The organism is Ralstonia nicotianae (assembly GCF_018243235.1).
GTDB classification, from domain to species: Bacteria; Pseudomonadota; Gammaproteobacteria; order Burkholderiales; family Burkholderiaceae; genus Ralstonia; species Ralstonia nicotianae.
Genome location: NZ_CP046675.1, coordinates 319,352 through 341,873, shown reverse-complemented (window position 1 = coordinate 341,873; position 22,522 = coordinate 319,352). Strand labels below are relative to the sequence as shown.

At 65.3% G+C, this 22,522-nt stretch carries 15 protein-coding genes; 6 read left to right on the top strand and 9 right to left on the bottom strand.

All coding sequences use genetic code 11. The annotated features are described in order from the left end of the window. Window positions 1-121: 121 nt before the first annotated feature. The 9 genes from GO999_RS17930 to GO999_RS17890 form a co-directional block, all read right to left on the bottom strand. Window positions 122-2,113: an alpha/beta fold hydrolase gene (locus tag GO999_RS17930; protein ID WP_021155956.1), complete on the bottom strand. Its 1,992-nt coding sequence runs from the start codon at window positions 2,111-2,113 to the stop codon at window positions 122-124. 159 nt (window positions 2,114-2,272) lie between these two features. Continuing rightward, on the bottom strand, window positions 2,273-2,827 hold the full coding sequence (gene rasI / locus GO999_RS17925) for an acyl-homoserine-lactone synthase RasI (RefSeq protein ID WP_019719459.1): 555 nt from the start codon (window positions 2,825-2,827) through the stop codon (window positions 2,273-2,275). 211 nt (window positions 2,828-3,038) lie between these two features. Then, complete coding sequence (rasR, locus tag GO999_RS17920) at window positions 3,039-3,755, bottom strand: transcriptional activator protein RasR (RefSeq protein WP_016723217.1); 717 nt, start codon at window positions 3,753-3,755, stop codon at window positions 3,039-3,041. Window positions 3,756-5,520: 1,765 nt separating this feature from the next. Beyond that, entirely contained in the window at window positions 5,521-5,802 is a 282-nt protein-coding gene (locus tag GO999_RS17915; RefSeq protein WP_016723220.1) for a hypothetical protein, read from the bottom strand. A 117-nt stretch (window positions 5,803-5,919) separates the two neighbouring features. Further along, window positions 5,920-6,864: a T6SS immunity protein Tli4 family protein gene (locus tag GO999_RS17910; protein WP_249215108.1), complete on the bottom strand. Its 945-nt coding sequence runs from the start codon at window positions 6,862-6,864 to the stop codon at window positions 5,920-5,922. 210 nt (window positions 6,865-7,074) lie between these two features. Then, a complete protein-coding gene (locus GO999_RS17905; protein WP_011004068.1) occupies window positions 7,075-8,091 on the bottom strand; it encodes a T6SS immunity protein Tli4 family protein in 1,017 nt (338 codons plus the stop codon). Further along, on the bottom strand, window positions 8,088-9,758 hold the full coding sequence (locus tag GO999_RS17900) for a Tle4 family T6SS lipase effector (protein ID WP_211907065.1): 1,671 nt from the start codon (window positions 9,756-9,758) through the stop codon (window positions 8,088-8,090). The genes GO999_RS17905 and GO999_RS17900 overlap by 4 nt, the downstream gene beginning before the upstream one ends. A 15-nt stretch (window positions 9,759-9,773) precedes the next feature. Then, complete coding sequence (locus GO999_RS17895; RefSeq protein WP_211907064.1) at window positions 9,774-12,794, bottom strand: type VI secretion system Vgr family protein; 3,021 nt, start codon at window positions 12,792-12,794, stop codon at window positions 9,774-9,776. 137 nt (window positions 12,795-12,931) lie between these two features. Next, window positions 12,932-13,678, bottom strand: coding sequence for a hypothetical protein (locus GO999_RS17890; RefSeq protein ID WP_011004065.1), 747 nt, complete (start codon window positions 13,676-13,678; stop codon window positions 12,932-12,934). Window positions 13,679-13,963: 285 nt separating this feature from the next. Here GO999_RS17890 and GO999_RS17885 point away from each other — a divergent pair, with 285 nt between their 5' ends. From GO999_RS17885 to GO999_RS17860, 6 genes are read left to right on the top strand one after another with little or no spacing between them, the layout of a single operon-like run. Next, window positions 13,964-14,812 (top strand): M15 family metallopeptidase, encoded by an 849-nt coding sequence (locus GO999_RS17885; RefSeq protein WP_021155949.1) that lies wholly within the window; start codon window positions 13,964-13,966, stop codon window positions 14,810-14,812. A gap of 39 nt (window positions 14,813-14,851) precedes the next feature. Then, window positions 14,852-15,121 (top strand): PAAR domain-containing protein, encoded by a 270-nt coding sequence (locus GO999_RS17880; RefSeq protein WP_011004063.1) that lies wholly within the window; start codon window positions 14,852-14,854, stop codon window positions 15,119-15,121. 10 nt (window positions 15,122-15,131) lie between these two features. Then, a complete protein-coding gene (locus tag GO999_RS17875; RefSeq protein WP_211907063.1) occupies window positions 15,132-16,619 on the top strand; it encodes a hypothetical protein in 1,488 nt (495 codons plus the stop codon). Between the two features lie 37 nt (window positions 16,620-16,656). Next, on the top strand, window positions 16,657-20,604 hold the full coding sequence (tssM, locus tag GO999_RS17870) for a type VI secretion system membrane subunit TssM (RefSeq protein ID WP_211907062.1): 3,948 nt from the start codon (window positions 16,657-16,659) through the stop codon (window positions 20,602-20,604). After that, window positions 20,601-21,587 (top strand): type VI secretion system-associated protein TagF, encoded by a 987-nt coding sequence (gene tagF / locus GO999_RS17865; protein ID WP_019719447.1) that lies wholly within the window; start codon window positions 20,601-20,603, stop codon window positions 21,585-21,587. Before tssM ends, tagF begins: the two co-directional genes overlap by 4 nt. Window positions 21,588-21,589: 2 nt before the next feature. Continuing rightward, window positions 21,590-22,423, top strand: coding sequence for an OmpA family protein (locus GO999_RS17860; RefSeq protein ID WP_211907061.1), 834 nt, complete (start codon window positions 21,590-21,592; stop codon window positions 22,421-22,423). The last annotated feature ends 99 nt before the right edge of the window (window positions 22,424-22,522 follow it).

The window sequence follows — 22,522 nt, the reverse complement described above, 5'->3', positions numbered from 1 at the left end:
CGAGGCGGCGCGTCGCAGACAGCGGTTCGCGAGCCCTGCCGAAACATCGCGCGAACCACAGGGCAGACGCAGTCTTCGCGGACTTCCACCGGCGCCATCCGGATACGCGGGCCCGCGCCCGTCACCGGCTGCGCGTTACGCCAAGCTGCCAGGGCGCCGGCACGCGCGCCGCATCCGAACCGGTGCGTGCCAGGACCCAGTCGAGCAACGTGTTGGCGACCAGGCTGCTGCCCGGTTCACCGGGGGGCGGAGCATTGCGGGTGTCCCCCAGCGTATCGTCGGCCGACACGTAATCGGTGTGCCGGTAGTACTTGGTGCTGATGCCCGCCGCGACCCGCGACCTGCCGGCCGCGACCGGCGACTGGAGCGTGCCGGCCGGGCCGATATAGGTGTAGTCGCGTACCTTGGGAAAGACCGAGGGCATCGCCGCCGACGGCGGCGCCCGGTGGGCGTAATACAGCGGAATATCGATGGCCGTCTTGTCGATATCGACCTGTTCCCCGTCGTGGGTGAACGTGAATTTCGTCCCGCCGCTCAGGAAGCGGATGTCCGCGTCATAGCGTTCGGAGGGATACCAGTTGCTGGTGACGACTTCGCGCGCGTCGACGGTCCGCCTGCCGCTGAGCGCAAAGACGTGGCTCACCGGGCGGATGTTGGTGCGATTGGTCGTCCAGGCATAGGCCTTCATGAACTGGAGCGCCCGGCTGACCCCGATCCTGGCCTCGCGCGGAAGGCTCGATTGCCCGCCAGCCTCTTGCCAGCCATACACCCGATCGGGCGCGATCTGCGATAGCAACGGCACGCACAGCCCGGGCAGCGAGCCGGCGTCGCATTCCTGCCGGGTGCCCTGCTGCGCAGTGAAGTCCAGCAAGCCCATGCTCTGCCCCACCGCCATCACCATCGGCTCCTGCAGATTGACCTGGAGCGGGCCGTGGGCCGGCGAGTCGGAGCGGGTCGGGCTGACGTCGAAATTCATGCCGGCGCGCGCCAGGTGCGACAGCCGGATCCGGCCGAGGAAGGCGTTCGCCGTGTCGGCCGTCGTCCCCGGAAACTGCTGGGACGGAACGATCATCCCCGCCTGGCGCGGCGCGAAGAGCGACTCGGCCGAGGCATCTTCCTGGGCATAGTAGCGAACGCTGGCGATCTCGCGCGCCGCCGAGGCCGGCCCGGACGCCAGATTGATGCCGGCTGCATCGGTGTACACCGGGCTGCGGCCGCTGCGCAGCGCATCGATCGTCCGGCGATGGGCGTCGGCCTGCGACACGGACGGATAGCCATCCGCCCCGTAAGCGCCCGCGTCATCGAGCATCACGATGCCGGCCAGATGCTGAAAGCCGCGTGTGCCGTCGGGCCGCAAGCGACCCGCATAGAGGCTGGCAAAACTGCCGCCCTGCGAATGCCCGGCCAGGAATACGTTCTTGCTGCCGGCCTTCTGCTGCACCAGGGCCAGCATCCGGTCGATATCGCGGGCATAGGTTTCAAAGTCCCAATCCGCGATAAAAGGCAGATCGCCCTGCTCGAGCGGCCGCCAGGACGCACCGGCGCCCCCGACCAGCGACCGTGGAGACGCCAGGGGGAACTTGCCCCGGCCATCCAGCGCGAAGCGGCCATCGCTCCCCATGATGAAGCGCCCGAAATAGTATTCAACCGCGCGCTCGGGGTCTGCGCTCAAGATCGCGGCACGGGCACCGGCGGTATCCGCCAGGTGGGCGCCGCGGCGCTGGACGATCCACACTTCCACACGGCAATCCGCCGCGCGCAAGCCATCCCGGCACCCGCCTTTGCGCAGGTTGGCCTTGTGCAGCAATTGGGCGCTGAGATACAGCCAGTTTGCCGGCGTGCTGGAAAACCCCGGCATCGCCAGAATGACGGCATGCGCTTTCCCGGGATGCTCACCATCCAGCGCCGAACGCACGCGCAAGAAGGTGGCCTTGTTCAAATCGGCCGGCGTCTGCAAGGCGGATGCGCCCGCGCCATACCCGCCGCCCGGGATCTGGATCGATTCGCCAATGACATCCGGATAGTCCGGCAGGCTGGCCCCATCATATGCATGAGAAAACCGATGGCCATGCGCATGCTCATTGGCATTCCCCGTCATCGCGACCAGGGCCAATGCAACGGACATCGTCATGTTCAATCGATTGAAAACAGGTCTCACCGCACGCTCGACAATTTTTCGGACATCGAAAATTTCACACCTGAATGGAAAAATGCGTAACTACCGATTTTGGTAGGTGGCATGTCCAGGCATGTTCTTGGCCATTCGTTTCAGTCAGGCGACATCGATATATCCGGCCACGACCAGGTCATCTCCGAACCTGAGGGGATGACCGGCACGCACCCAGGAAAATCCGGCCCAGGCAAGCAAGCGCTCCACCCCCATCGGAGACACCGTGACCAATTTCTTGGCGCCGCAGTGTTTCGCGCACGCCATGCTGATGCGCAGCAACTCCACCGCGGCACGCACGGAAAACTGCTTCAGCAGCGAGGGCGTGTCTTCACTGAAATCGACCGCCGCGAATCGCGACAGCTCCCACACCTCGGGACTGCTCGGCGGCGGCTGGCCATTCAGCAGGGTCGGAAAGACGCTTTCCAGCAAATAGGGGCGCGTGGTCGGCAGCAGCCGTGCGCAACCGACGATGTCCTCGCCCTGACCCAGCGCGATCAAATGCTTCGTGTCGCTGCGATCGAACTGGTCGAATTCATGCCCCGCTTCGCAGGGCAAGTGCCACTTCAGGCGCTCGACGAATACCTTGTAGCGATAGCGACCAAGATTGGAAACAGCGACCGGTTTCAGTGTCTCCCGATCGCCAAAAAGCACCCTCACGCCCCTCTCCTGCAAAACATGCTGGGCGGATATTGATCTTCTTTATCCGCCTTGTAACCTACGATTATTCGTAGGGCATGGATTCATGTTTTTGAAAAAATGACCCCGACCGCAATTGCATAACCCTGGAGAAATACAATTTCTGCACCGGCGCCACCAGCACAAGACGACCGGAGAAACGCGACGCAAGACATGGCTCGCGCCACGCATGTCAGAACAGATACCCCAGCATGGCGGCGCGCACGACCGCCGCGGTCTTGTTGACCGCGTGCAGCTTCTTGACGGCGTTCTTCACGTGAAAATCCACCGTGTTCTTGGAGATGGCCAGGATGTCCGCAATGTCCTGCGCCGACTTGCCGTCGGCCGTCCACTTCATGACCTCCACCTCGCGGTTGGTCAGGTTATCGTCGGAATATCCGGCCACGTCCGCCCGCAGCAGCCGCGACAGGGCCACGTGCGCCATATGCGCGAGCCACTGCATCCGGCGCGTGTTCTCGGCGAGCTCCCGCGCCGATAGCGGCTCGCACGAGCGGGACAGGCTGAGCATGCCGCCCACCCCCAGGCTGTCCAGGCTCGATTGCGCCCAGCCGACCCGCAGCCCGTGCGCCTTCGCCTCATCCCATAGCGCGGGCACGTCCTGAAACAACCGGTCGGACCAGACGATCGGCGCCTGCGATCGGCACGCCTGCGCAACGCTCGGGTCGACGTGGAGGTAGCCGGCCTCCAGATAGCGCGCGCGCCAGGCCTGCGGGTAGTTGTTCAGCAAGACCACCTTGGGCTCGCTCAGGGGCAGCGGTGCCTTGAAGCCATAGGCGACATGCTCGAACCCCAGCGCCAGCGCCGCCGCCTCGATGTGCTCAAACACGTCCGACGTGCTCGCCTGCGCGTCGGAGAAAATATCCAGCAGATCTTCTTGCCAATTTTTCATGACGATCTCGATTTCTATGGTGGGGCTCAATAGAAATGCACAGTCCGCCCGCAAGCGGTACAGCACGCTCACACACAAAGCACACGGGAGAACAACGATTCAGGCGTCGAGCTCGGAAGGCCATGACACGGCATGCGCCGCTGCGCGCAAAAGGCGGACCCAAGCCGCTCCGGCAAACGGACGTGCTCCGGCTCGCCGGAAACCGCTCCGATCTCCGGTCGGCTCGCAATATTCCCGGGATGACCCGCTCGAATCAGATGGCGAGCATCGCCACCCGATGCAATCGCTCAATGGAGGAAGAATGGGCCGCGCAACCTCGAATCATGCGAACCATCCCCAGCGCGCCGCGGGCCCCGGCAGTCGTTTTTCATCGCCGGCCGCCGCACCGGGAATACCCGTTTTCGGACGTACGCGTGCTGGCCGCGCCTGCGCCATGACACACGGTCGGCCGACTGGGACGATGCAGCGGATGCCCCGCAGATCGGAACGCCCGCGTCCGCGGACGCTCGAGGTGCGCATTTCGCGCGCAGGGATCGGCCTCGCACCGGCGAGCACCACCGGGGGCGACCATGACAGCAGCCATTTTCTTGTCTCTCTCGCTTTTAGTATTGTCGGACCGGTGCCGTTGATGGAATACCGACACCGGCCGCTTCTTCAGAAAATCACGTCACGCGTGACTCCCGCCCTTCAATGTTCATCTCGATAACAACACGGCTATTGTTAAGAATCCGAAACAAAACCGAATATGGAATCGCCCGATCCCGCGAGCCCCGCAGAATATCGACTGCGACACCGCATCGCCATAGTACTTTTTTCGGATTTCGAGGGGGGATGTAATGAATTTGTCAGCTTACTGATCGCGAAACAGCACGACAGCGGATCTGACAATGATTCAAAAAATTGGTTGATTTTCAGTGCGTTCGGCAGAGGCACGCCGCGCAACAAGCCGGGGGCGAATGTTTCCCGCGTGGGGTAGTCACCCGGCAAAACCTGTATGGGTTGAGCGGATGAAGCGAATGCCTCGGCCTGGCTGTCATCTTCAGCGCTTGATGGGGCCGTTAATCGTAGTGGAGCGGGTCCAAGCCGGTGGGCACGCGGCTGGCGTGCCGCAGGGTTTCGGCTGGGCGATGGGGGCCTGAACCCTCGGTGGCTCCCGCCACGGTCGTCCTGCCCTGGATGATATCCGGCACCCGCGCGCCCCTGCACCAGGCAGTTCATCGCCAGATGGCCGTCTTCCAGCATGGTGCTCACCGCCGATTCCGCTATTGGCACATGAGCAAGATTTCACTGGGCACCACAATACAGAACCACTTCGGGTGGTTTTTCTTTTAGTAGAGTAGCCCCTTCATTGCAGACAGGCCGATCGCACTCAATATCACAGACTCGGCGAACAAGGCCATTGGCAACAGCAGAAAAAGCCCCAAGAAATGCGAAAGAGCGATCGCATTTTTTCCGTCGAAATAGCTCGGCAATCGCGAATATCAAGCCAATCAGCATGGCCGCAGCCCCCCACGACACAGACAATGGGATTCACGTGGCTGTCAAAACCAAGCGCACAAAACGCAGCCACGACAACAAAGCTCAAGAGATGCAATAGCGGGATGTGTATGCGCAGGGGCTTGATGCGCATGATCCAGTACCCTATATATTGCGGCTCGACTTGATCCGGAACCGCTGCAAGCGCGTGCCCCGCATGCGAAAGGTCAGCCCCGGCGCGATGCCACGGACGTGTTTCTCATTTCGATCCCCCCCCTTGCCCGACTGGTCACTGATTCGGGCGACCGCTCCAAAGCGGATTCTTGTTGTCCGAGGACAGCACCTGCGCCAGCACTTCGGCATCCGGATCGAGATCGGCCTGAGTGCTGCCCTTGCGGTTACGAGCGATGGCCCTGCGCTTGCCCTTGTGGCCAGCCTTGGCAGCGGTGCCCTTCTTGGCAGCGATGGGCCCCGTGCTGCTCGAGGCCGGATGCGTCGAGGCGTGCGCCGCGCCGATGGCTGCGCACGACCACACGGCTGCAAACAGGGTGATGAGGGATTGCTTTTGCACTGGTTCTCCTTGGTTAGATAACACGTTTGACTTGGCCCGACGCCGTTGATGCTGCGATCCAGGCATCGTCATTTCAAGCTCGGGCAGCTCGCCCTGCGGCCAGGGGGCTTTGGGGTTTCATGGACTGGCTAACGCACGCATCGGCTGCACGGCCCCCGGCCGGAGCCGGATCGAGTCGATGATGGTGTCCCATAGTTGCAGGGCCTCTTCGTCCGACTTGAACGCCGGTCGGTACGGGGTGTGTTCCGTGACCACAGATTGCTCCAGCACTTTCAACGCGGCCACAATGTTCTGCTCGGACAAAGACTTGTCCTTGCCTTGCGATTCCCATGCGAATGCGTACACGCGCTGGCCGTTGCCGCTTGCGGCCGTGGCGTACTCCTCTGCCTCGATGGGGCCAACATCGCGCTGCCGCTTGCGCAGGATCTTCAAGCCGCTCAGTTGCGCGGCAACAGCCGTTGCAAAGAACTTGTCAACACGCTCCAAGAGCCGATCCTGCTCCGCTCCCGTACTCGCGTCGATCGTAATCAGAGCATTGGGATGCTGAGGCAACGTGATGCCGACCTGGAATCCCTCCGAGCGATAGTCGCTGCCGGCGATGAATCCTTTGTCGATACAGAAACCTGGCTCCACAGGGATTTTTTTGTCTGCTAACGATTGAATGTTGGCTGCAAGATCGGCAGCATTTTGAATCGCAGCATTTTCTCTGTCGGTGGAGACGTCGCCTCCATACCGGAATACCCGCGCCGCCCCTGCTGCGACCAGATAGACATCACTTCGCAACATCACCTTGCTATACGGCGAAGACCACGAGAATAGAATTTCCGAGCCGTTGTTCAAAGGAATCCTGCGAACAAACATCGCCCCCGACGTCTCGTGCCTTGCCGTTCTTAGCTCCGCTTCACGCCTATCAATTCTCGACTTCAATTTCGCAGGCTCTTCTCCGAGGACAAACTCAATGTTCTTTCCTCGAATCTTGTATACCGCGCTCACTTTCGCCTGCTGTGGCAAATCTACAAGATAACGCCCGAAGCAAAATGTCTTCCAACCAGCGTGGCTCACCTGCTCTCTCATCGTTGTAACCTCTGCGCGACAGAAACCCCAAGACAAAACGGCTCCAATGGTAGCGAGCAGAGTAAGAAGGACGCGGGGCGTCACAAATGGTCGTCGATGGTTTGCCAATTGGATAACCCCGATGCCTCAGCACGGTGCGGTTGTTTGCGGCAGGAACTGAGCACCCTGCCACTTAAGGAAGTCACTCCAAGGCATCGGCTACACGGCCCCTGGGCGAAGACGGATCGAGTCGATGATGGCGTCCCACAATTGCAGCGCCTCCTCATCCGACTTGAACGCCGGTCGGTACGGGGTGTGTTCCGTGATCACAGATTGCTCCAGCACTTTCAACGCGGCCACAATATTCTGCTCGGACAAAGACTTATCCTTGCCTTGCGATTCCCACGCGAATGCGTACACGCGCTGCCCGTTGCCGCTTGCGGCCGTGGCGTACTCCTCTGCCTCGATAGGGCCAACATTGCGCTGCCGCTTGCGGAGGATCTTCAAGCCGCTCAACTGACCGGCAACAGCCGTTGCAAAGAACTTGTCCACACGCTTCAGGAGCCGATCCTGCTCCGCTCCCGTACTCGCGTCGATCGTAATCAGAGCGTTGGGATGCTGAGGCAACGTGATGCCGACCTGGAATCCCTCCGAGCGATAGTCGCTGCCGGCGATGAATCCCTGGTCGATGCAAAATCCTGGACCGATCGGGATTTCATGGTCATCGCGTGAGCGGATGTTGGTTGAAAGGGAGTCAGCAAAGCTAAGAGCCGAGTCCAGTTTCTCGGGAGCGACATCACCGGAATAGCGAAAGACACGCCATGGACCGCTGGTCACGAGGTACGTATCCATCCACATTAGCTCCTTGCTGTACGGCGCCTTCCAAGAAACAATGCTGAACGAATCATTGTGATGAGCTTGACGACGGACAAACATACTTCCGTCAATTTTCTTATGCTTTTCATTCTTAAGCTCAACCTCTCGCTTACTTACTTCCGCACTGAGATTCCCAGGCCCCTTACCCGGCACATACTCAACATCATCACCCCATATTTTATAAGACGAATTAATTTTTGCCTGCGGCGGCAAATCTACGAGGTAGCGACCAAAGCAATGAGTAGACCAACCATTTTTATCCATCAAAATATCCCCAGGCGCCTTTTCCGCAAAAATCACATCATTTTTCATCAGCGCAATAAAAACAAATAACAAAACAATCAAATATCGTCGAATCATGATTGATCGTTGGGATGCCAGTTAGCCGATTGAGCGATCCTGATAATTCCATAAAGCGCTGCCCATTGTGCGCGTGGATCGTTGTAGCTGCTTTGATGCTCGTAACCTTTATGACCTTCATTGGCAGAGCCTTCGGCATCCGAGCCATGTCGAAAGCTCGCTCTGACACCCGCATCACGCGGTGCTTCGCCGGAGAACACGGACACTGTCCCATCCCCCCTCCCACTAACCTTCGTTAACTCTGGGGCAGTTCGAAAATCTCGGCGGCGGTAACTTCCATTTCCGCCGTTCTTGGAAACAGCATCCGCGTTTTTAAAATCCACAGCGAATCCACGCCAAACTATATCCTGCCAGCTGTGCATATTCTTGGCACCATCTGCCCCATAGTGAACGTACGTATCATCATGATACTTACCGACAAAACCAGAGTCACGGTGAAATGCCTCTACCGTATCAATCAAGTAATTGAATTTACTTCTTCGAGCAGTCTTTGGACCGTCCCCACTTTCCGACAAATCCAAAAACTTCTCATTCTGCTCCGGCACCAACCCAAACCAAGCCGGATTCTTATAAATTTCCTCATAGGGATTGCCGCCGCGCGGATAAGCGCATGCCAAGCCGTCCGCATCGTTGACGACATTGCCTTGCTCGTCCTGCAGGAACAGCCATGGCTTCCCGCCACGATGGTCAAACGTGGGACACAGCTCCAAAGCGCCTGCCGAATTCGCAACAACCGCCGTCACCTCGCCCGCATTGGCCCCGAGAATCAGCTGCTCAGGCCCTTCATACCCTGAGCGCATGTGATGGTAGATAGCCGGCGCCCCGGTAGCCGGCTGCACGCCGTGCACCACACCCAGGACATTTTCGTAGCCGACCAATTTCGTCAGCGCGCGCGCAACCAGCCCGCCCATGGAATGGGTCACCAGGATGACCTTCTCGGCGGGCACCGGGGGCTTTTGTTCACCGTAGTGGCGCAGCACCGTGTTTTCGATGTATTGCTTGAGGTCTTCAGCAGATTGCCGATTTGGCTGCAGCCAGTTATAGCCGGCACACCAGACGTCGTAATCGTAGCGGGCGGCCTTGGTCAGCTCTTCTTCCGTCAATGCGGTCGGCTTCCCGGTCTCCTCGCCAAACTCGGCCGGCTGGCGCAGGGCTTCGTCGGCCCACCATGATTGCAGCTTGCGACCGGCAACAATGTGGTCGGTGCGAGCTTCAAGCAGCGCCATCACGGGGTTGTACGAGGTACGCAATACGCTGCCCCACCCGCGCTTGCGAGCGGTCTCTTTGTGCAGGCCGGATTTGCCCGTGTCGATTGAACCACTGTCGTCCACGGTCAAGTCTTCTGCTTTCAGGATCCGCTGCCGTGTCTTTGGCCCCTTGAAGCCCCATGTCGCCAGCGCGGAAACCACTCCGAGAATATCCGCCAGGTTCAGGCTCATATTGGGTGGCCGCCAGACCGCTTCCCCTGTCTTCTTGTTCTTGAGGTTGGTCCCCATGATGCCCGGTATGAACACGAGAGGGATCACCGCCGGCAGCTTGGTTTCGATAACCTTGGGGCGACTGTCGTCGGTTGGCGTCAGGTGCGTCTCGTAGACCGGCTTTCCGTCCAGGTCACGTGTCCTGAGGATGACAACGTCTTCGTTGGGCTGGTTGGGCTCGCTACTCATCGGTGAGTCGTTCTCTTAAGTTTTGCCGGAGAGCTTTCCCAGCACGCGCAGTTGCACGCGCTCCATGGAAATACCTTTCTGCACAGGGAGGCGGCCCTCTCCATCGGTGACCAGCTTGAGTACCGCACCGTCACCACGCCGCAATTCGACCTGCGTATTCCGCAGCGGCTCGTGCGTGACCTGGTCGCGCAAAACATATCGATCGTCAAACGCACTGTGCGACCACGTGTTCATATCGCGCGACGCGTGCGTGGGCCCCGCAAAGCTGCGCTGCGCCGCCTTGTACGTAATCCGCCCCGGCGTCTCGACGATGATGTTCCCGCCCTCCAGCGTGATCGACGCCCCCGCTGCCGTCGCCAGCCGGATCCGCTTGGCCGCCGCGAAGTCCACATGCAGATTCGCCGACGCCAGCTTCAGGTCATCCTTGGACAGCAGCCCGAGCGCGTCATGCTGGGCCCGCACGTCGAGGCTGTCCTGCCCCGCCGTCAGCTGCAGGCCGATGTTGTCGTCCCCCGCCTTGGACAGCCCCGCCGCCACGCCGATGCCCTGCCCCGCATGGATGCGCGCCTGCTTGCCCACCGCGACGTTGGTGTCCTGGCCGCTGGCCAGTGCGATGCTCTCGCCGTTGGCGAATTGCAGGTCCTGCCCGGCGATCGCCACCAGGCCCGCGCGGCCGGCCAGCTGCACCGTCGCATCGCTCTGGTGCGGCACCTTGCCTTGCGTGGTGGTGTTGCCTGCGGCCGCGTCCTGCCGGGCCGCATCGAGCGCTTTGCCGTCGACCATGCCCGAGGCAGCCGTCTCCTGCTTGGCGAGCGGCGCGTTGTCGTCCTTGGCGGTGGACAGGGCTGCGGTCTGGTGCGTGGTGGCGCCCTGGCTCAACGATGCGGTGAGCTGTTTGGCCTGCCGGATCAGCGCGATGCCGGCGGCGTTGTCGCCGGTCGGCACAGCCTTGCCGTTCGTGGCATCGCGGTAGGTGGTCAGCAGCACGCCGGCCTGGCCGCGCACCGCGCCATAGCCATCGGTGCGCAGCTCGAAGCCCTGGCCCCGGAAGCTGCCGCGCCGGTTGTCCTGCTGGTGGATCAGGTGGCCCAGGTTCAGTTGGCTGTAGGCCTGCGTGGTGGCCAACTGCGTACGCAACTGCCCGTCGCTGTCGTCGAAGACGAGCAGGTTGGCGCCGCGCCCGCCATGCTCGGCGCTCTTGAAGCCGCTGAGGGCGGCGGCGTTGCGGTGGCCTTCGGCCTCGGTGCCCAGGCCGTGCCATGCGGGGCTGTGGCCGGCGGCGAGGTTGCCCTGCGCGCTGGCGGCGCTGTCGCTGCCCAAACGGTAGAGGGTCTCCGGGTCGGCCTCCTGCCTGACGCCCTTGGCGACCTGCCCGCCCGGGGTCGGCGCGATACCCGCTTCGCCCTGGCCGTTATAGAGCGCGCCGATCACCACCGGCTGGTCGATATCGTCTTCCTGGAACTTGACCAACACTTCCTGGCCGATGCGCGGCAGCCACTGCCAGCCCATGCCCGCCCCGGCCTGCCGCTGCGCGACCGGCAGCCAGCGGCGGCTGCGGTCGTCCGGCCGCTCGCCCTGCTGCCACGGGAAGCGGACGCGGACCTGGCCCCGTGGAGTGGTGTGGTGCTCCGCATCGCCACTGGCCTCGGTCTCGCCGGTCGGGCCGACCACGATGGCGCTCTGCACGCCCCTGGCGGTGGGCTCGGCGTACAGGCGGCCGGTGTCGGGGTGTGACACGACCGGTCGCCACGGCCGGCGTGCGTCACCCGCGCGGAATTGGCCGGCGTAGCCGTGGGCGCGCGCGGCGGTAAGCAGGTCCGCCGTCGGCGTGAAGCGTTCGATGACCTCGTGTGGCGCCATGAAGCCGAACGGGCCGGGGCCGGATTCGGGTGGGCTGGGCGGCGTGTCGAAGGTCAGTGCGGCGTCGAGCCCGCCCAGCTTCCGGGCCAATGTTGCCTGCGTGTCGGCGGTCAGGTTGTTGATGCCGCAGTGCTCGACCAAGTCGATCAGCAACGGATACGGGCCGTCCACGTCCTTCGGCAGGTGCGGGCAGTCCACGATCTTCAGTCGCGTGCCGCTGCGCAGCGTGCGCACCGAGCCGCGTCCGATGAACAGGCGAGCGCGCGCTTCGACGCTCTCCATCACCTGCTCGGCGATGCGCTGGGCGTTGGCCGTATCCGGCGCCAGCGACGAGCTGATCGACAGATAGGCATCCGGGCTGCCCGCGATACCGCAAAACCGAGAGGGAACGTGCGCGCGGAAGGCCCGCTTGGCCTGCGCATCCCAGGCCGCCACCGCCACCCCGCCCACCGCCGTGCGGCTATGGCAGATCAACGCCTGGATGGCGTCGCGTTCTTCCTGGCTGTGCGCGCGGTGGTAGCGGATGCCGCCCTCGGCAGCGGATGCCGTGTCCTCGGCCAGCCGGGGGCTGTCGGCGAAGATCAGCAGCGCGTGGCCACTGGGCGCCTGCTCATCCTCGACGGTGGTGAAGCCCAGACCCGCCTCGGCCAGCAGGCGCGTAACGAAGCGGTAATCGGTCTCTCGGAACTGGGCGATGTGCGTGCGCGTGCCGAACGCCGCCATGCGGTCTTCCGCGCCAGCGGCGAAGCGCCATGCGGCATAGGGCTCGTACGGCGACAGCATCTGTTCGAGGATGTCCGCCAGCGGCCGGTTCTGGAACACCTGGCTGTGCCGCTGTTGGGTGGCGAGCCAGAACCACGGCACCACGGTCAGGCGATAGCGCGCCAGGCTGCCATCGGCGCCGAGCTGCTCGGCCTGCCGGATCAGGCCGGTGCGCCGGGCCTGCGTGCCGTCGGCCAGCGTGGTGACCAGCGTCACGCGCTGGCCGATGAACGATTCGAGCGCGATGCGCGCGTTGGCGCTGGCGGCCACCACCCGCCACTCGAACAGCTCGGACAACGCCTCGCGGCCGAGCCACGCCTCCACCGCCAGTTCCGCGATCGGGCCTTCGCCTTCCAGCGCGTACAGGCGGTGCGCGGGAGCGAAGAGGTTCTGGAGAAGGGTCGTTACGTCCATTCGCTGTCCGAAACTGCGGGCGCATCACGGGCGGTTTCGTGAAGCCGGCGTGCACGCGTTGGTTGAATGACGCGATACCGCGCCGATGGCCTCTCCTTCGCCCGGCAATCCCGCAACGTGGCGAATGCGACGACCGGTTACTGCCCCCCGTGATTCGGCGGATTGGGCGCTTTGCCGGTATTCGCAGGATGCGGCGCCAGCAATGCCGCCAGCAGATCGGCATCCGGATCATCTGCGGTCAATGCGCCTTTACGGTTTCGCGCGGGTTTTGCGGCCGATTGCGGTTTGGCCTTGGCCGATGGCGCGTCCTTATCGGCGTGCAATGTCGATTTGGCGACAAGCTTGGCCGTTTCCGCGCGGCCCTGAGCCGTATCGTCCGTTTTCGCCGCATTGCCGGCCGCTGCCGATGCGGCGGGATGCGGCTCGCCGGCCGGCGCTTTGGCGAGGGCCTTGGCGGGAGGCGGCGCCTCCTTGGCGGACTTGTCGGGTGCGCGCTGCTCGTCGGTTTCCACATTGACGATCGTGGCGGCGGCCGGCGGCGCGCTGGCCGCCTCGGCAACCACGGGCACGGACGCCGCTTCCGCCACCGGCGCGGCCGGCTGGGCGCCCGCCTGGACAGCCGGGGCGGCCTGCTCCGCGACCGGCCCGGGTGTCGGCTCGCGCGATGGGCTGAACACGAGCCAAGCTCCGATCCCCGCCACCAGCACGGCGACGGCTGCCGCGATGCCATAGCGGCGCCCCTTCTTTTGCGGGGCCTTGCCCGACGCACCGACCCGGCCTTCCAGGCTGGCCAGGATGCGTGTGTGTCCGTTCTCGTCGGTCTCGGACTGGGATTCGAAGAGCGTCGGGGGCCCTTCCGGTTTCAAATCGCCGTTATTACTCATACGGGTCCAGAATTGAAATAGAATGCGCGGCGAACGTATGCGTGAAAAAACGACGTTCGCGCATCAGAGACAACAAACACGCCGATTTCGGTGATGGCTGCTGATTCTAAGTCTGGGCCTCATGAAAGACAAATTGTTGGGATGAACACGGTTTTTCTTTATCGTTTCTTAATATTTATCGCGCCACAAACCCGGGATTAAATTACCGTTTCTTAATATTCCACCCGAAAAACACAGATATAAGTCAAACTTAATTGACTTCAACGCCTGCGCTCGCCAGTCTGCATGGTTTTTGCCGCTCTCGCTCTCTACTTCCTCGCCATGGTGGCGATTGCCGCCGTGCTGCTGCTGCCGTCGGTGCGGGAGCGCTGCGTGGCGGCCGCGCGCGCGCAGTGGCGCCGGCTGACGGCGGGCGCGACGATGGTCGGAGCGCGCTCGGCCGGGACCCTGCGTGAATCGGTGGACAGCGCGGCATCGAACGCCTCCGCCTTCAAGCAGTTCGTGGTGCGCCGGCGCGCGCTGCTGCTGGGCGCGCTGGGAGTGCTGTCGGTGCCGCCCATGCTGGCGCTGGCGCTGCGCGAGCGGCAATCGTTCGAGTTCGACGACGACACCGTGCGCGAGCCGGATCCGCACATTTCGGCGCTGCTCAACGGCGAGCGGCTGATCCCCCCGCCGCCGCTGCCGCCCGAGGTGTTCACCACGCGCGAAGTGGAACTGATCCGGCCGGCCATCCGCGATGCCAGCCGCGACTGGAACCTGCTCGATGCCGACTTCCGCCAGCGCCTGCTGCTGGTCTACAAGATCATGCGCGACGAGCACGGCTATGAAATGGCGCTGCTGGAGGGCTACCGCAGCCCCGAGCGGCAGGAAAAGCTCGCTGCCATGGGCAGCAACGTCACGCAGGCCACGGCGTTCCAGAGCTACCACCAATACGGCCTGGCGGCCGACAGCGCGTTCTTCCGGGACGGCAAGCTGGTGATCAGCGAGAAAGACCCGTGGGCGATGCGCGGCTACGCGCTGTACGGGCAGGCGGCGGAATCGGTCGGCCTGGTCTGGGGCGGCCGCTGGAAGATGATGGACCTGGGCCACGTGGAGCTGCGCCGCCGCGGCGTGCTTGGCAAGCGCCCGGGCTGAGGCCGCAGCGGCATCGATACATCGATTGGAGCAAACGCAATGACACGTCCCTTCATCCTGCTGGGCGACAAGACCGACCACGGCGGCGTGGTGATCACCGCCTCGGGCAACACGACCACCGGCGGCAAGGGCATCGCCTGCGTCGGCGACAAGGTCACGTGCCCGCAATCGGGTCACGGCGGCACGACCGTCATCGTCACGGGCGATCCGAACGTCGTCATCGATGGCCGGCAGGCCGCGCGCCATGGCGACAAGACGGCCTGCGGCGCCACCCTCCTGGCCAGCCAGGGCACCACCGGCAGCATCTGACGGCCGCTCCATGCTCGCAAAAAGACTGTTCCGCTCCGGATTGACGCTGCTGGCGGTGTTCGCCGTGGTGTGGATGGCCACCATCGCGTGGTGGCAGGCCACCCACCGCATGCCGACCACCGCCGACATCGTCACCAGCCTGTTCCTGCTGCCGCTGGGCATGGTGATCGGCTACCGGGTCATCCGGCGTGCGCTGGACGGCATCCGCACCAATGTCGCGGCGGGACGGGAACTCGCGGCGACCACCGCGCCGGTGGCCGCGGACAGCGCCGCAGCGGCAACCGACCCGCAGGACACCACCCGCCACTGGCGCGCCACGCTGCTCGGCAGCGCCTTCCGCACGGCCGCCGGCGCCGACATCGACACGCTGGTCAAAGCCGCGCAGACCTACTCGCAGCCGGACATGACGGATGTGCAGGGGGTCGGCTCGCCGGTCTTCGCGGCCCCGGTGAAAGGGCTCGACATCAAGGATCTGCGCGACAAGCTGGTGCAGCGCCATCCCGGGCTGGCGTGGACGGACGAAAGCCTGCGCGCGCTGACGCTGTGCCGCGACGTGATCGACGAACTGGCCGCGCAGGCCGCCGCCAGCCTCCCCGCGCAGGCCGGCGGCGAGCCCGTGCGGCTGGTCGTCACCGCCCTGCTGCCGCGCGACTGGACGCCCCCGCAGCAAAGCGCCGCCGATGACTGGCTGCGCCAGCAGATCCGCCCGCACTGGCCGGCCGAGCGCGTGACGCTGGAGCCCATCGCCGCCAAGGGCGACGCCGATGCACTGCTCCTGCTCGACCGCGCGACCCAGGCGCTGAACCGCCCGAACGAGGAGCGCGCGCTGCGCATAGTGGTGGTGGCCGATTCGCTGATCGGCATGCGCGCGGTGGAACAGCTGACGCAGCAGTCGCAGCTGTACGACGCCGACCAGAACAAGCACGGCCGCCTGCCCGGCGAAGCGGCGGCCGGCGTGCTGCTGTGCTCGCCGGCCGACCCGTTGGCCCAGCGTGCGAAAGCGGACACGCCCGCGGATGACGAAGCGCCGGCGGCGGCCCTCGTCCTCACCCGGGCCAGCGTGGCGCGCCTGGGTGCGCCGACCGCCGATCGCGGCCAGCCCGACACCCATGCGCTGGCCAGCGCGGTCCGCCAGGTGCTGGAGACGCTGGCCGCCGCGCCGGACGGCGCCAACGACAGCAACCAGGCCAAACCCGCCGCCGATGCGGCACCCGCGTCGCCGCCCCCGATCGCAGCCGTGGTCGCGGACACCGGCGTGCATCCGGTGCGCACGGCGGAGGTCGCGCGCGTGGTCGCCGAGCGCTTTCCGGCGCTGGACGCCGCCGAAGACGTGCTCTCGCTTGGCCAGCCGTGCGGCTACCTGGGCGCGGCCGGCGCGCTGCTGCCCGTGGCCCTGGCCCACCAGTTGAGCCGGCAGACCGGACGCCCGGTGCTGGCGCTGACCGCCAACGACATCCAGCAGCGCGGCGCGATCGCAGTCGTGCCGAGCCTGACCTGACCCCCGATTTCCGATTCGTTCCCGAGCCGAAGGCAACATGCGACGCTTCCTCAACTTCCTGACCCACTCACGCACGCTCTCGGTTCTGGGCGTGCTCGCGCTGACGATCATCCTGCTGCTGATCGCGCTGACCTTCGAGATTGGCCTGGTCTGGGCCGGCATCGCGCTCGGCGTGCTGCTGGCGCTGTGGCTGGCGACCGCGCTCTGGAAACGCTGGCGCGCGCGCCGGGCGAGCGCCAGGCTCGAAGGCGTACTGGAGCAGGCGGCCGACAAGAGCGCCGCGCCGGACAAGCGCGAGGAAGTCGAGGCGCTGCGCGTGCGCCTGGCCGAGGCAGTCAAGACCATCAAGCGCTCCAAGCTCGGGCAGTTGTCGGGCGATGCGGCCCTCTATGAGCTGCCCTGGTACATCGTGATCGGCAACCCGGCGGCCGGCAAGAGCACGGCGGTGCTGAACTCGGGCCTGCAGTTTCCGTTCGCCGACAAGGGCGGCGCGGTGATCCAGGGCATCGGCGGCACGCGCAACTGCGACTGGTTCTTCACCACCGAAGGCATCCTGCTCGATACGGCCGGCCGCTACTCGGTGCACGAGGAAGACCGCCGCGAATGGCTCGGCTTCCTCGACCTGCTCAAGCGCTACCGCCCCAAGGCGCCGATCAACGGCATCGTCGTAACGGTGAGCGTGTCGGAGCTCACGCAGAACCGTCCCGAGTTCGCCATCAACCTCGCCAAGAACCTGCGCCAGCGCGTGCAGGAGTTGACCGAGCGGCTGGAAGTGTTCGCCCCGGTCTACGTGATGTTCACCAAGGCCGACCTGATCACCGGCTTCACGGAATTCTTCGGCGATAGCGAGAAGCAGGAGCGCGACCGCGTGTGGGGCGCCACCCTGCCCTTCGAGCCGGACGCCAAGCCCGACGTGGCGGCGCTGTTCGACCAGCGCTTCGATGAGCTGTGCGACGGGCTGAAGGAGATCAGCGTGGCGCAGATCTCGCTGCACCAGAAGAACAAGCTGTCGCCGGGGCTGCTGAGCTTTCCGCTGGAGTTCGCCTCGATCAAGCCGGCACTGCGCGCCTTCCTGGTGACGCTGTTCGACGAGAACCCCTTCCAGTACAAGCCGGTGTTCCGCGGCTTCTACTTCACCAGCGCGCTGCAGGAAGGCGCCACCAACAGCGCCTCGGCCGAACGCATCGCGCGCCGCTTCGGGCTCAGCACGGACGGCGCCGCGCGCAGCCGCGAGGTGTTCTCCAAGAACGGCTTCTTCCTGCGCGACCTGTTCTCCAAGGTCATCTTCTCCGACCGCCAGACCGTGCGGCAATTCGCCAGCCCGGCCAAGACGCGCCTGCGCATCGCCACCTTCTTCGGGCTGGTGCTGGCGCTGGGCCTGCTGCTGGGCGGCTGGACGTGGTCGTACATGGGCAACCGCACGCTGACCGCCAACGTGCAGGCCGACCTCGACAAGATCGTCAAGCTGCAGCAGAACCGCGTCGACCTGCAAGCCCGGCTGGAAGCGCTGGACATCCTGCAGGACCGCATCGAGCAGCTCGAGCGCTTCCGCGGCGAGCATCCGCTGGCGCTGTCGCTGGGGCTATACCAGGGCGACGCGCTGCAGCACAAGCTGCTCGACGAGTACTACAACGGCCTGCGCCAGGTGATGCTCAAGCCGGTGGGCGGCGCGCTCGAGACCTTCCTGGCCGAGGTCAACACGCACCCCGAGCAGCTCGCGCCGATGGTGCGTCCGCCCGAGACCGGCGCGGTGATCGCCACCTCCGTCACCTCGGCGACGGCCACCATCGCGGCTTCGGGCGCCGCCGCCGGTGCGCCGGCATCGGCATCGGCATCGCCCACGGCCACCGCCACGGCCGCCGCGCCGGCCGGCAAGCGCTTCACCGATGCCTCGCCCTCCAACGTGGAAGACGGCTACAACGCGCTCAAGACCTACCTGATGCTGTCGGACAAGCGCCACGTGGAAGTCGCGCACCTGACCGACCAGATCACGCGCTTCTGGCGCGGCTGGCTGGAAGACAACCGGGGCAACATGCCGCGCGAGCAGATGATCCGCTCGGCCGAGCGCAACCTGTCGTTCTTCCTCGCCCGCGTGAATGACGACAACTGGCCGCTGCTGGAAGGCAACCTGTCGCTGATCGACCAGACCCGCGAGAACCTGCGCCGCGTGGTGCGCGGCATGCCGGCGCGCGAACGCGCCTACGCCGAGATCAAGGCCCGCGCCTCGACCCGCTATGCGCCGATGACGGTCGCGCGCATCGTCGGCGAGACCGGCGGCAACGTGATCGCCGGCAGCTACGCCGTGCCCGGCACCTTCACCAAGGAGGCATGGCAGGGCTACGTGCAGCCCGCCATCCGCGAGGCCGCCAGCAAGGAGCTGCAGACCAAGGACTGGGTGCTCAACGTGGCCGCCCGCGACGACCTGACGCTCGAAGGCAGCCCCGAGCAGATCCAGAAGACCCTGGTCACGATGTACAAGACCGAGTACGCCCGCGAGTGGCAACGCTTCATGCAGGGCGTGGCCGTGCAGGACTTCACCAGCTTCGAGCAGGCCGTGGCCGGCATGAACCTGCTGGGCGATCCGACCAACTCACCGATCCGCAAAGTGCTCGACACCGCCTACGACCAGACCTCGTGGGACAACCCGTCCATGCTCAACGCCGGCCTCAAGCAGGCCAAGTCGGGCGTGCTGGGCTGGTTCAAGCAGCTCTTCGCGCGGCAGACACCGTCGCAGATCAACGTCAACGTGGACGTGGGCGGCAACGCCGAGACCGGCAGCATCCCGATGGGGCCGGTGGGCAAGGAGTTCGCCGGGCTGGCGCGCGTGGCGGTGATGCACGACGACAAATCGCTGCTGCGCGGCTACATGGACGCGCTGTCCAAGGTCCGCACCCGCTTCAACCTCATCAAGAACCAGGGCGACCCCGGCCCCGGCGCGCGCCAGCTGATGCAGCAGACGCTGGACGGCAACGGCTCCGAGCTGGCCGACACCCTCAAGTACGTCGATGAGCAGATGCTGACCGGCATGACCGACAGCGAACGCCAGACGCTGCGCCCGCTGCTGGTGCGCCCGCTGCTGCAGTCATATGCGGTGGTGATCCGGCCGGCCAGCGTGGAGATCAACAAGGTGTGGAACGCGCAGGTCTACCAGCCGTTCAGCCAGACGCTGGCCGAGAAGTATCCGTTTGCCGCCAACGCCAAGATCGAGGCCAGCGCGGCCGAGATCGGCCAGATCTTCGGGCCGGAGGGCGCCATCGCCAAGTTCGCCAACACGACCATTGGCCCGCTGTCGGTGCGCCGCGGCGACATGCTGGCGGCCCGCACCTGGGGTGACCTGGGCCTGGCCTTCGTGCCCGAGTTCACCGCCGGCTTCACGCGCTGGATCGCCCCGCTGACGGGCGGTGCGGCGGGCGGTGCCGGTGGCGCGGCGGCCGCGGCGCCGCAGACGGTGTTCCAGATTCTGCCGGTGCCGTCGCAGGGCACCACCGAATACACCATCGAGATCGACGGCCAGCAGCTGCGCTACCGCAACACGCCGCCGCAATGGGCCAACTTCGTCTGGCCGAATCCGCAGGGCACGCCGGGCGCGCGCGTGACGGCCACGACCTTCGACGGCCGCACCGTGGAGCTGCTCAACGAACCGGGCCGCTTCGGCCTGGAGCGCCTGATCGCCACCGCGAACCGCAAGCGTCGCCCCGATGGCGCGTTCGACCTGACGTGGGCGCGCGGCGACATCAGCGTGTCGGTCAGCCTGCGCATCATCAGCAGCCCGCAGACGGCCGGCACCTCGGGCTCCGACTCGCCGCAAGGCCAGGGCCTGCGCGGCCTGCGCCTGCCGACCTCGATCGCGGACGCGACCGCCTCGCAGAACACCGCCACGCCGCCCGCGCCGGCAGGCAGCCGCCCGGCCAGCGCGGCCGCCGCGACGACCCAGGCCACCGCCCGGACCCTCGTCACACAAGAGCAAGGGGGGACGGCGCAATGAGTCAGACCCAGCTGCAGCTCTCGTACTTCGGCAAGCTGCCCTCACGCGGCGACTTCGTCAAAAGCGCGAACAACGTCCAGCTGCTCGACACGCTGGACCGCTGGCTCGCCCAGGGCATGGAGCTGCTGGCCGAGGCGCCCGACTGGAAGGCCACCTACGACACCTGGCAGCCGGTGCAATTCGCCTTCCTGGGCTCGCAGAGCCGGCTGGCGATCGCCGGCACGCTGATGGCCAGCAGCGACCTGTCTTCGCGCCGCTTTCCGTTCCTGACGGCGACGGCGATGGAGGTCGAGCGCCCGATCAACTTCATCGCCCGCAGCCCGCTGGCGCTGGCGCGGCTGTGGACGCGCGCCGGCCAGCAGATGATCTCGCTCGCCCGCGCCGCCGACGCCACCGAGGGGCTGCGCCTGCTGGCCGAATCGCAGCACGACGTGGAGACCGGCGCCGGCACGCAGACCTACGACGCGAGCTTCTCGGACTTCATCGACTTCCAGACCGTTGCCGGGCTGGAACAGATGCTGCGCGCCGAAGGCCACGACATCCGCCTGCGCCGCACGCTGCTGGCGCTGGGCACGCTGCTGCAGCCGGTCATGTCCAGCGGCTCGTCGCGGCTGGAGAAGGGGCTCACGCTGCCGCTGCCGGCCGATCCGCTCTACCGCAGCCTGGTGGCGAGCTTCTGGCTGGAGCTGGTCTCGCGCTTCCTGCAGCGCGCCGACTTCGAGCTCTCGCTGTTCCTGGGCCGGATCAACGGTGCCGAGCGCCTGGTCATCGGCTTCAACGGGGCGTCGTCGCGCACCCTGCACAGCATCATTTCACCGCTGGCGTACGCCGAGCAGAACATCAACATCGACGATCCGGAATGGGTCGACCAGCACGTCAGTACGGAATACGGCATGGGCAAATTCGTCAGCTACCTCGACCAGCCGCAGTTGTCGCTGCGCGTGGCGGTCGACACCTTCCGCGAAGTCTTCATCGGAGAATGAACATGGGTCTGGATGCAATCAGGTACGGCTTCCGGCCTGCAACGGTACTGGCGGCGGCCCTCGCGGCGGCTTGCCTGGGCACCCTGCCCGCTCACGCCGCGCCGGGCGACCCGGCCCCCGCGTCCGCAACCAGCCCCGTGCCGGGGCAGGTCGTGGCCGGCGGCATGGTCCCGGACGAAGCCACCAAGGCGAGCGTGCTGGCCAGGCTGCGCGAGCTCTACGGCAGTGCCAACGTGGTCGACCAGATCGAGGTCGGCAACGTGGTGTCGCCGCCCAACTGGACGGGCAACGTGCAGAAGATCCTGTCACCGCAGATCAAGCAGGTCAGCCGCGGCCAGCTCAACATCGACGGCACGCAGGTGGCCGTGCACGGCGACGTGCAGAACGAAGCACAGCGCCAGCAGCTCGCCAGCGATATGGCCACCACGCTCGGCGCCAGCTACACGATCAAGAACGGACTGCGCGTGGCCGCCGTCTCGGAACAGAGCCTGCTGGACCAGACCCTGGCCAACCGCATCATCGAGTTCGAGACCGGCAGCGCCACGCTCACGCCCAAGGGCCGCGGCATCTTGGATGAAATGGCCGCCGTGCTGCCGCGCCTGAACGGCCGCAAGATCGAGATCGTCGGCCACACCGACAACTCGGGCAGCCGCGCCATGAACCTCAACCTGAGCCAGGCCCGCGCCGAGACGGTGAAGAACTACCTGATCAGCAAGGGCGCCGAACCCGGCACGCTCACCGCCATCGGCGTCGGGCCGGACCAGCCGGTGGCACCCAACGCCACCGACGAGGGGCGGTCGCGCAATCGGCGGATCGAGTTCCGGGCTAGCCAGTGAGTGGAAACGGATCCGGCCGCGCTCCCTCACGGGAGCGCCCGGCGGCCGCCAACGCCGCACAGCAACCGGTGACGGAAATCAGCAAGCCACGTGCCGGCA

Coding starts and splice junctions, on each gene's coding strand:
- rasR (WP_016723217.1), bottom strand. CDS start 3,755: ATGAAAAATTGGCAAGAAGATCTGCTGGATATTTTCTCCGACGCGCAG.
- GO999_RS17905 (WP_011004068.1), bottom strand. CDS start 8,091: ATGATTCGACGATATTTGATTGTTTTGTTATTTGTTTTTATTGCGCTG.
- GO999_RS17900 (WP_211907065.1), bottom strand. CDS start 9,758: ATGAGTAGCGAGCCCAACCAGCCCAACGAAGACGTTGTCATCCTCAGG.
- GO999_RS17895 (WP_211907064.1), bottom strand. CDS start 12,794: ATGGACGTAACGACCCTTCTCCAGAACCTCTTCGCTCCCGCGCACCGC.
- GO999_RS17890 (WP_011004065.1), bottom strand. CDS start 13,678: ATGAGTAATAACGGCGATTTGAAACCGGAAGGGCCCCCGACGCTCTTC.
- GO999_RS17885 (WP_021155949.1), top strand. CDS start 13,964: ATGGTTTTTGCCGCTCTCGCTCTCTACTTCCTCGCCATGGTGGCGATT.
- GO999_RS17880 (WP_011004063.1), top strand. CDS start 14,852: ATGACACGTCCCTTCATCCTGCTGGGCGACAAGACCGACCACGGCGGC.
- GO999_RS17875 (WP_211907063.1), top strand. CDS start 15,132: ATGCTCGCAAAAAGACTGTTCCGCTCCGGATTGACGCTGCTGGCGGTG.
- tssM (WP_211907062.1), top strand. CDS start 16,657: ATGCGACGCTTCCTCAACTTCCTGACCCACTCACGCACGCTCTCGGTT.
- tagF (WP_019719447.1), top strand. CDS start 20,601: ATGAGTCAGACCCAGCTGCAGCTCTCGTACTTCGGCAAGCTGCCCTCA.
- GO999_RS17860 (WP_211907061.1), top strand. CDS start 21,590: ATGGGTCTGGATGCAATCAGGTACGGCTTCCGGCCTGCAACGGTACTG.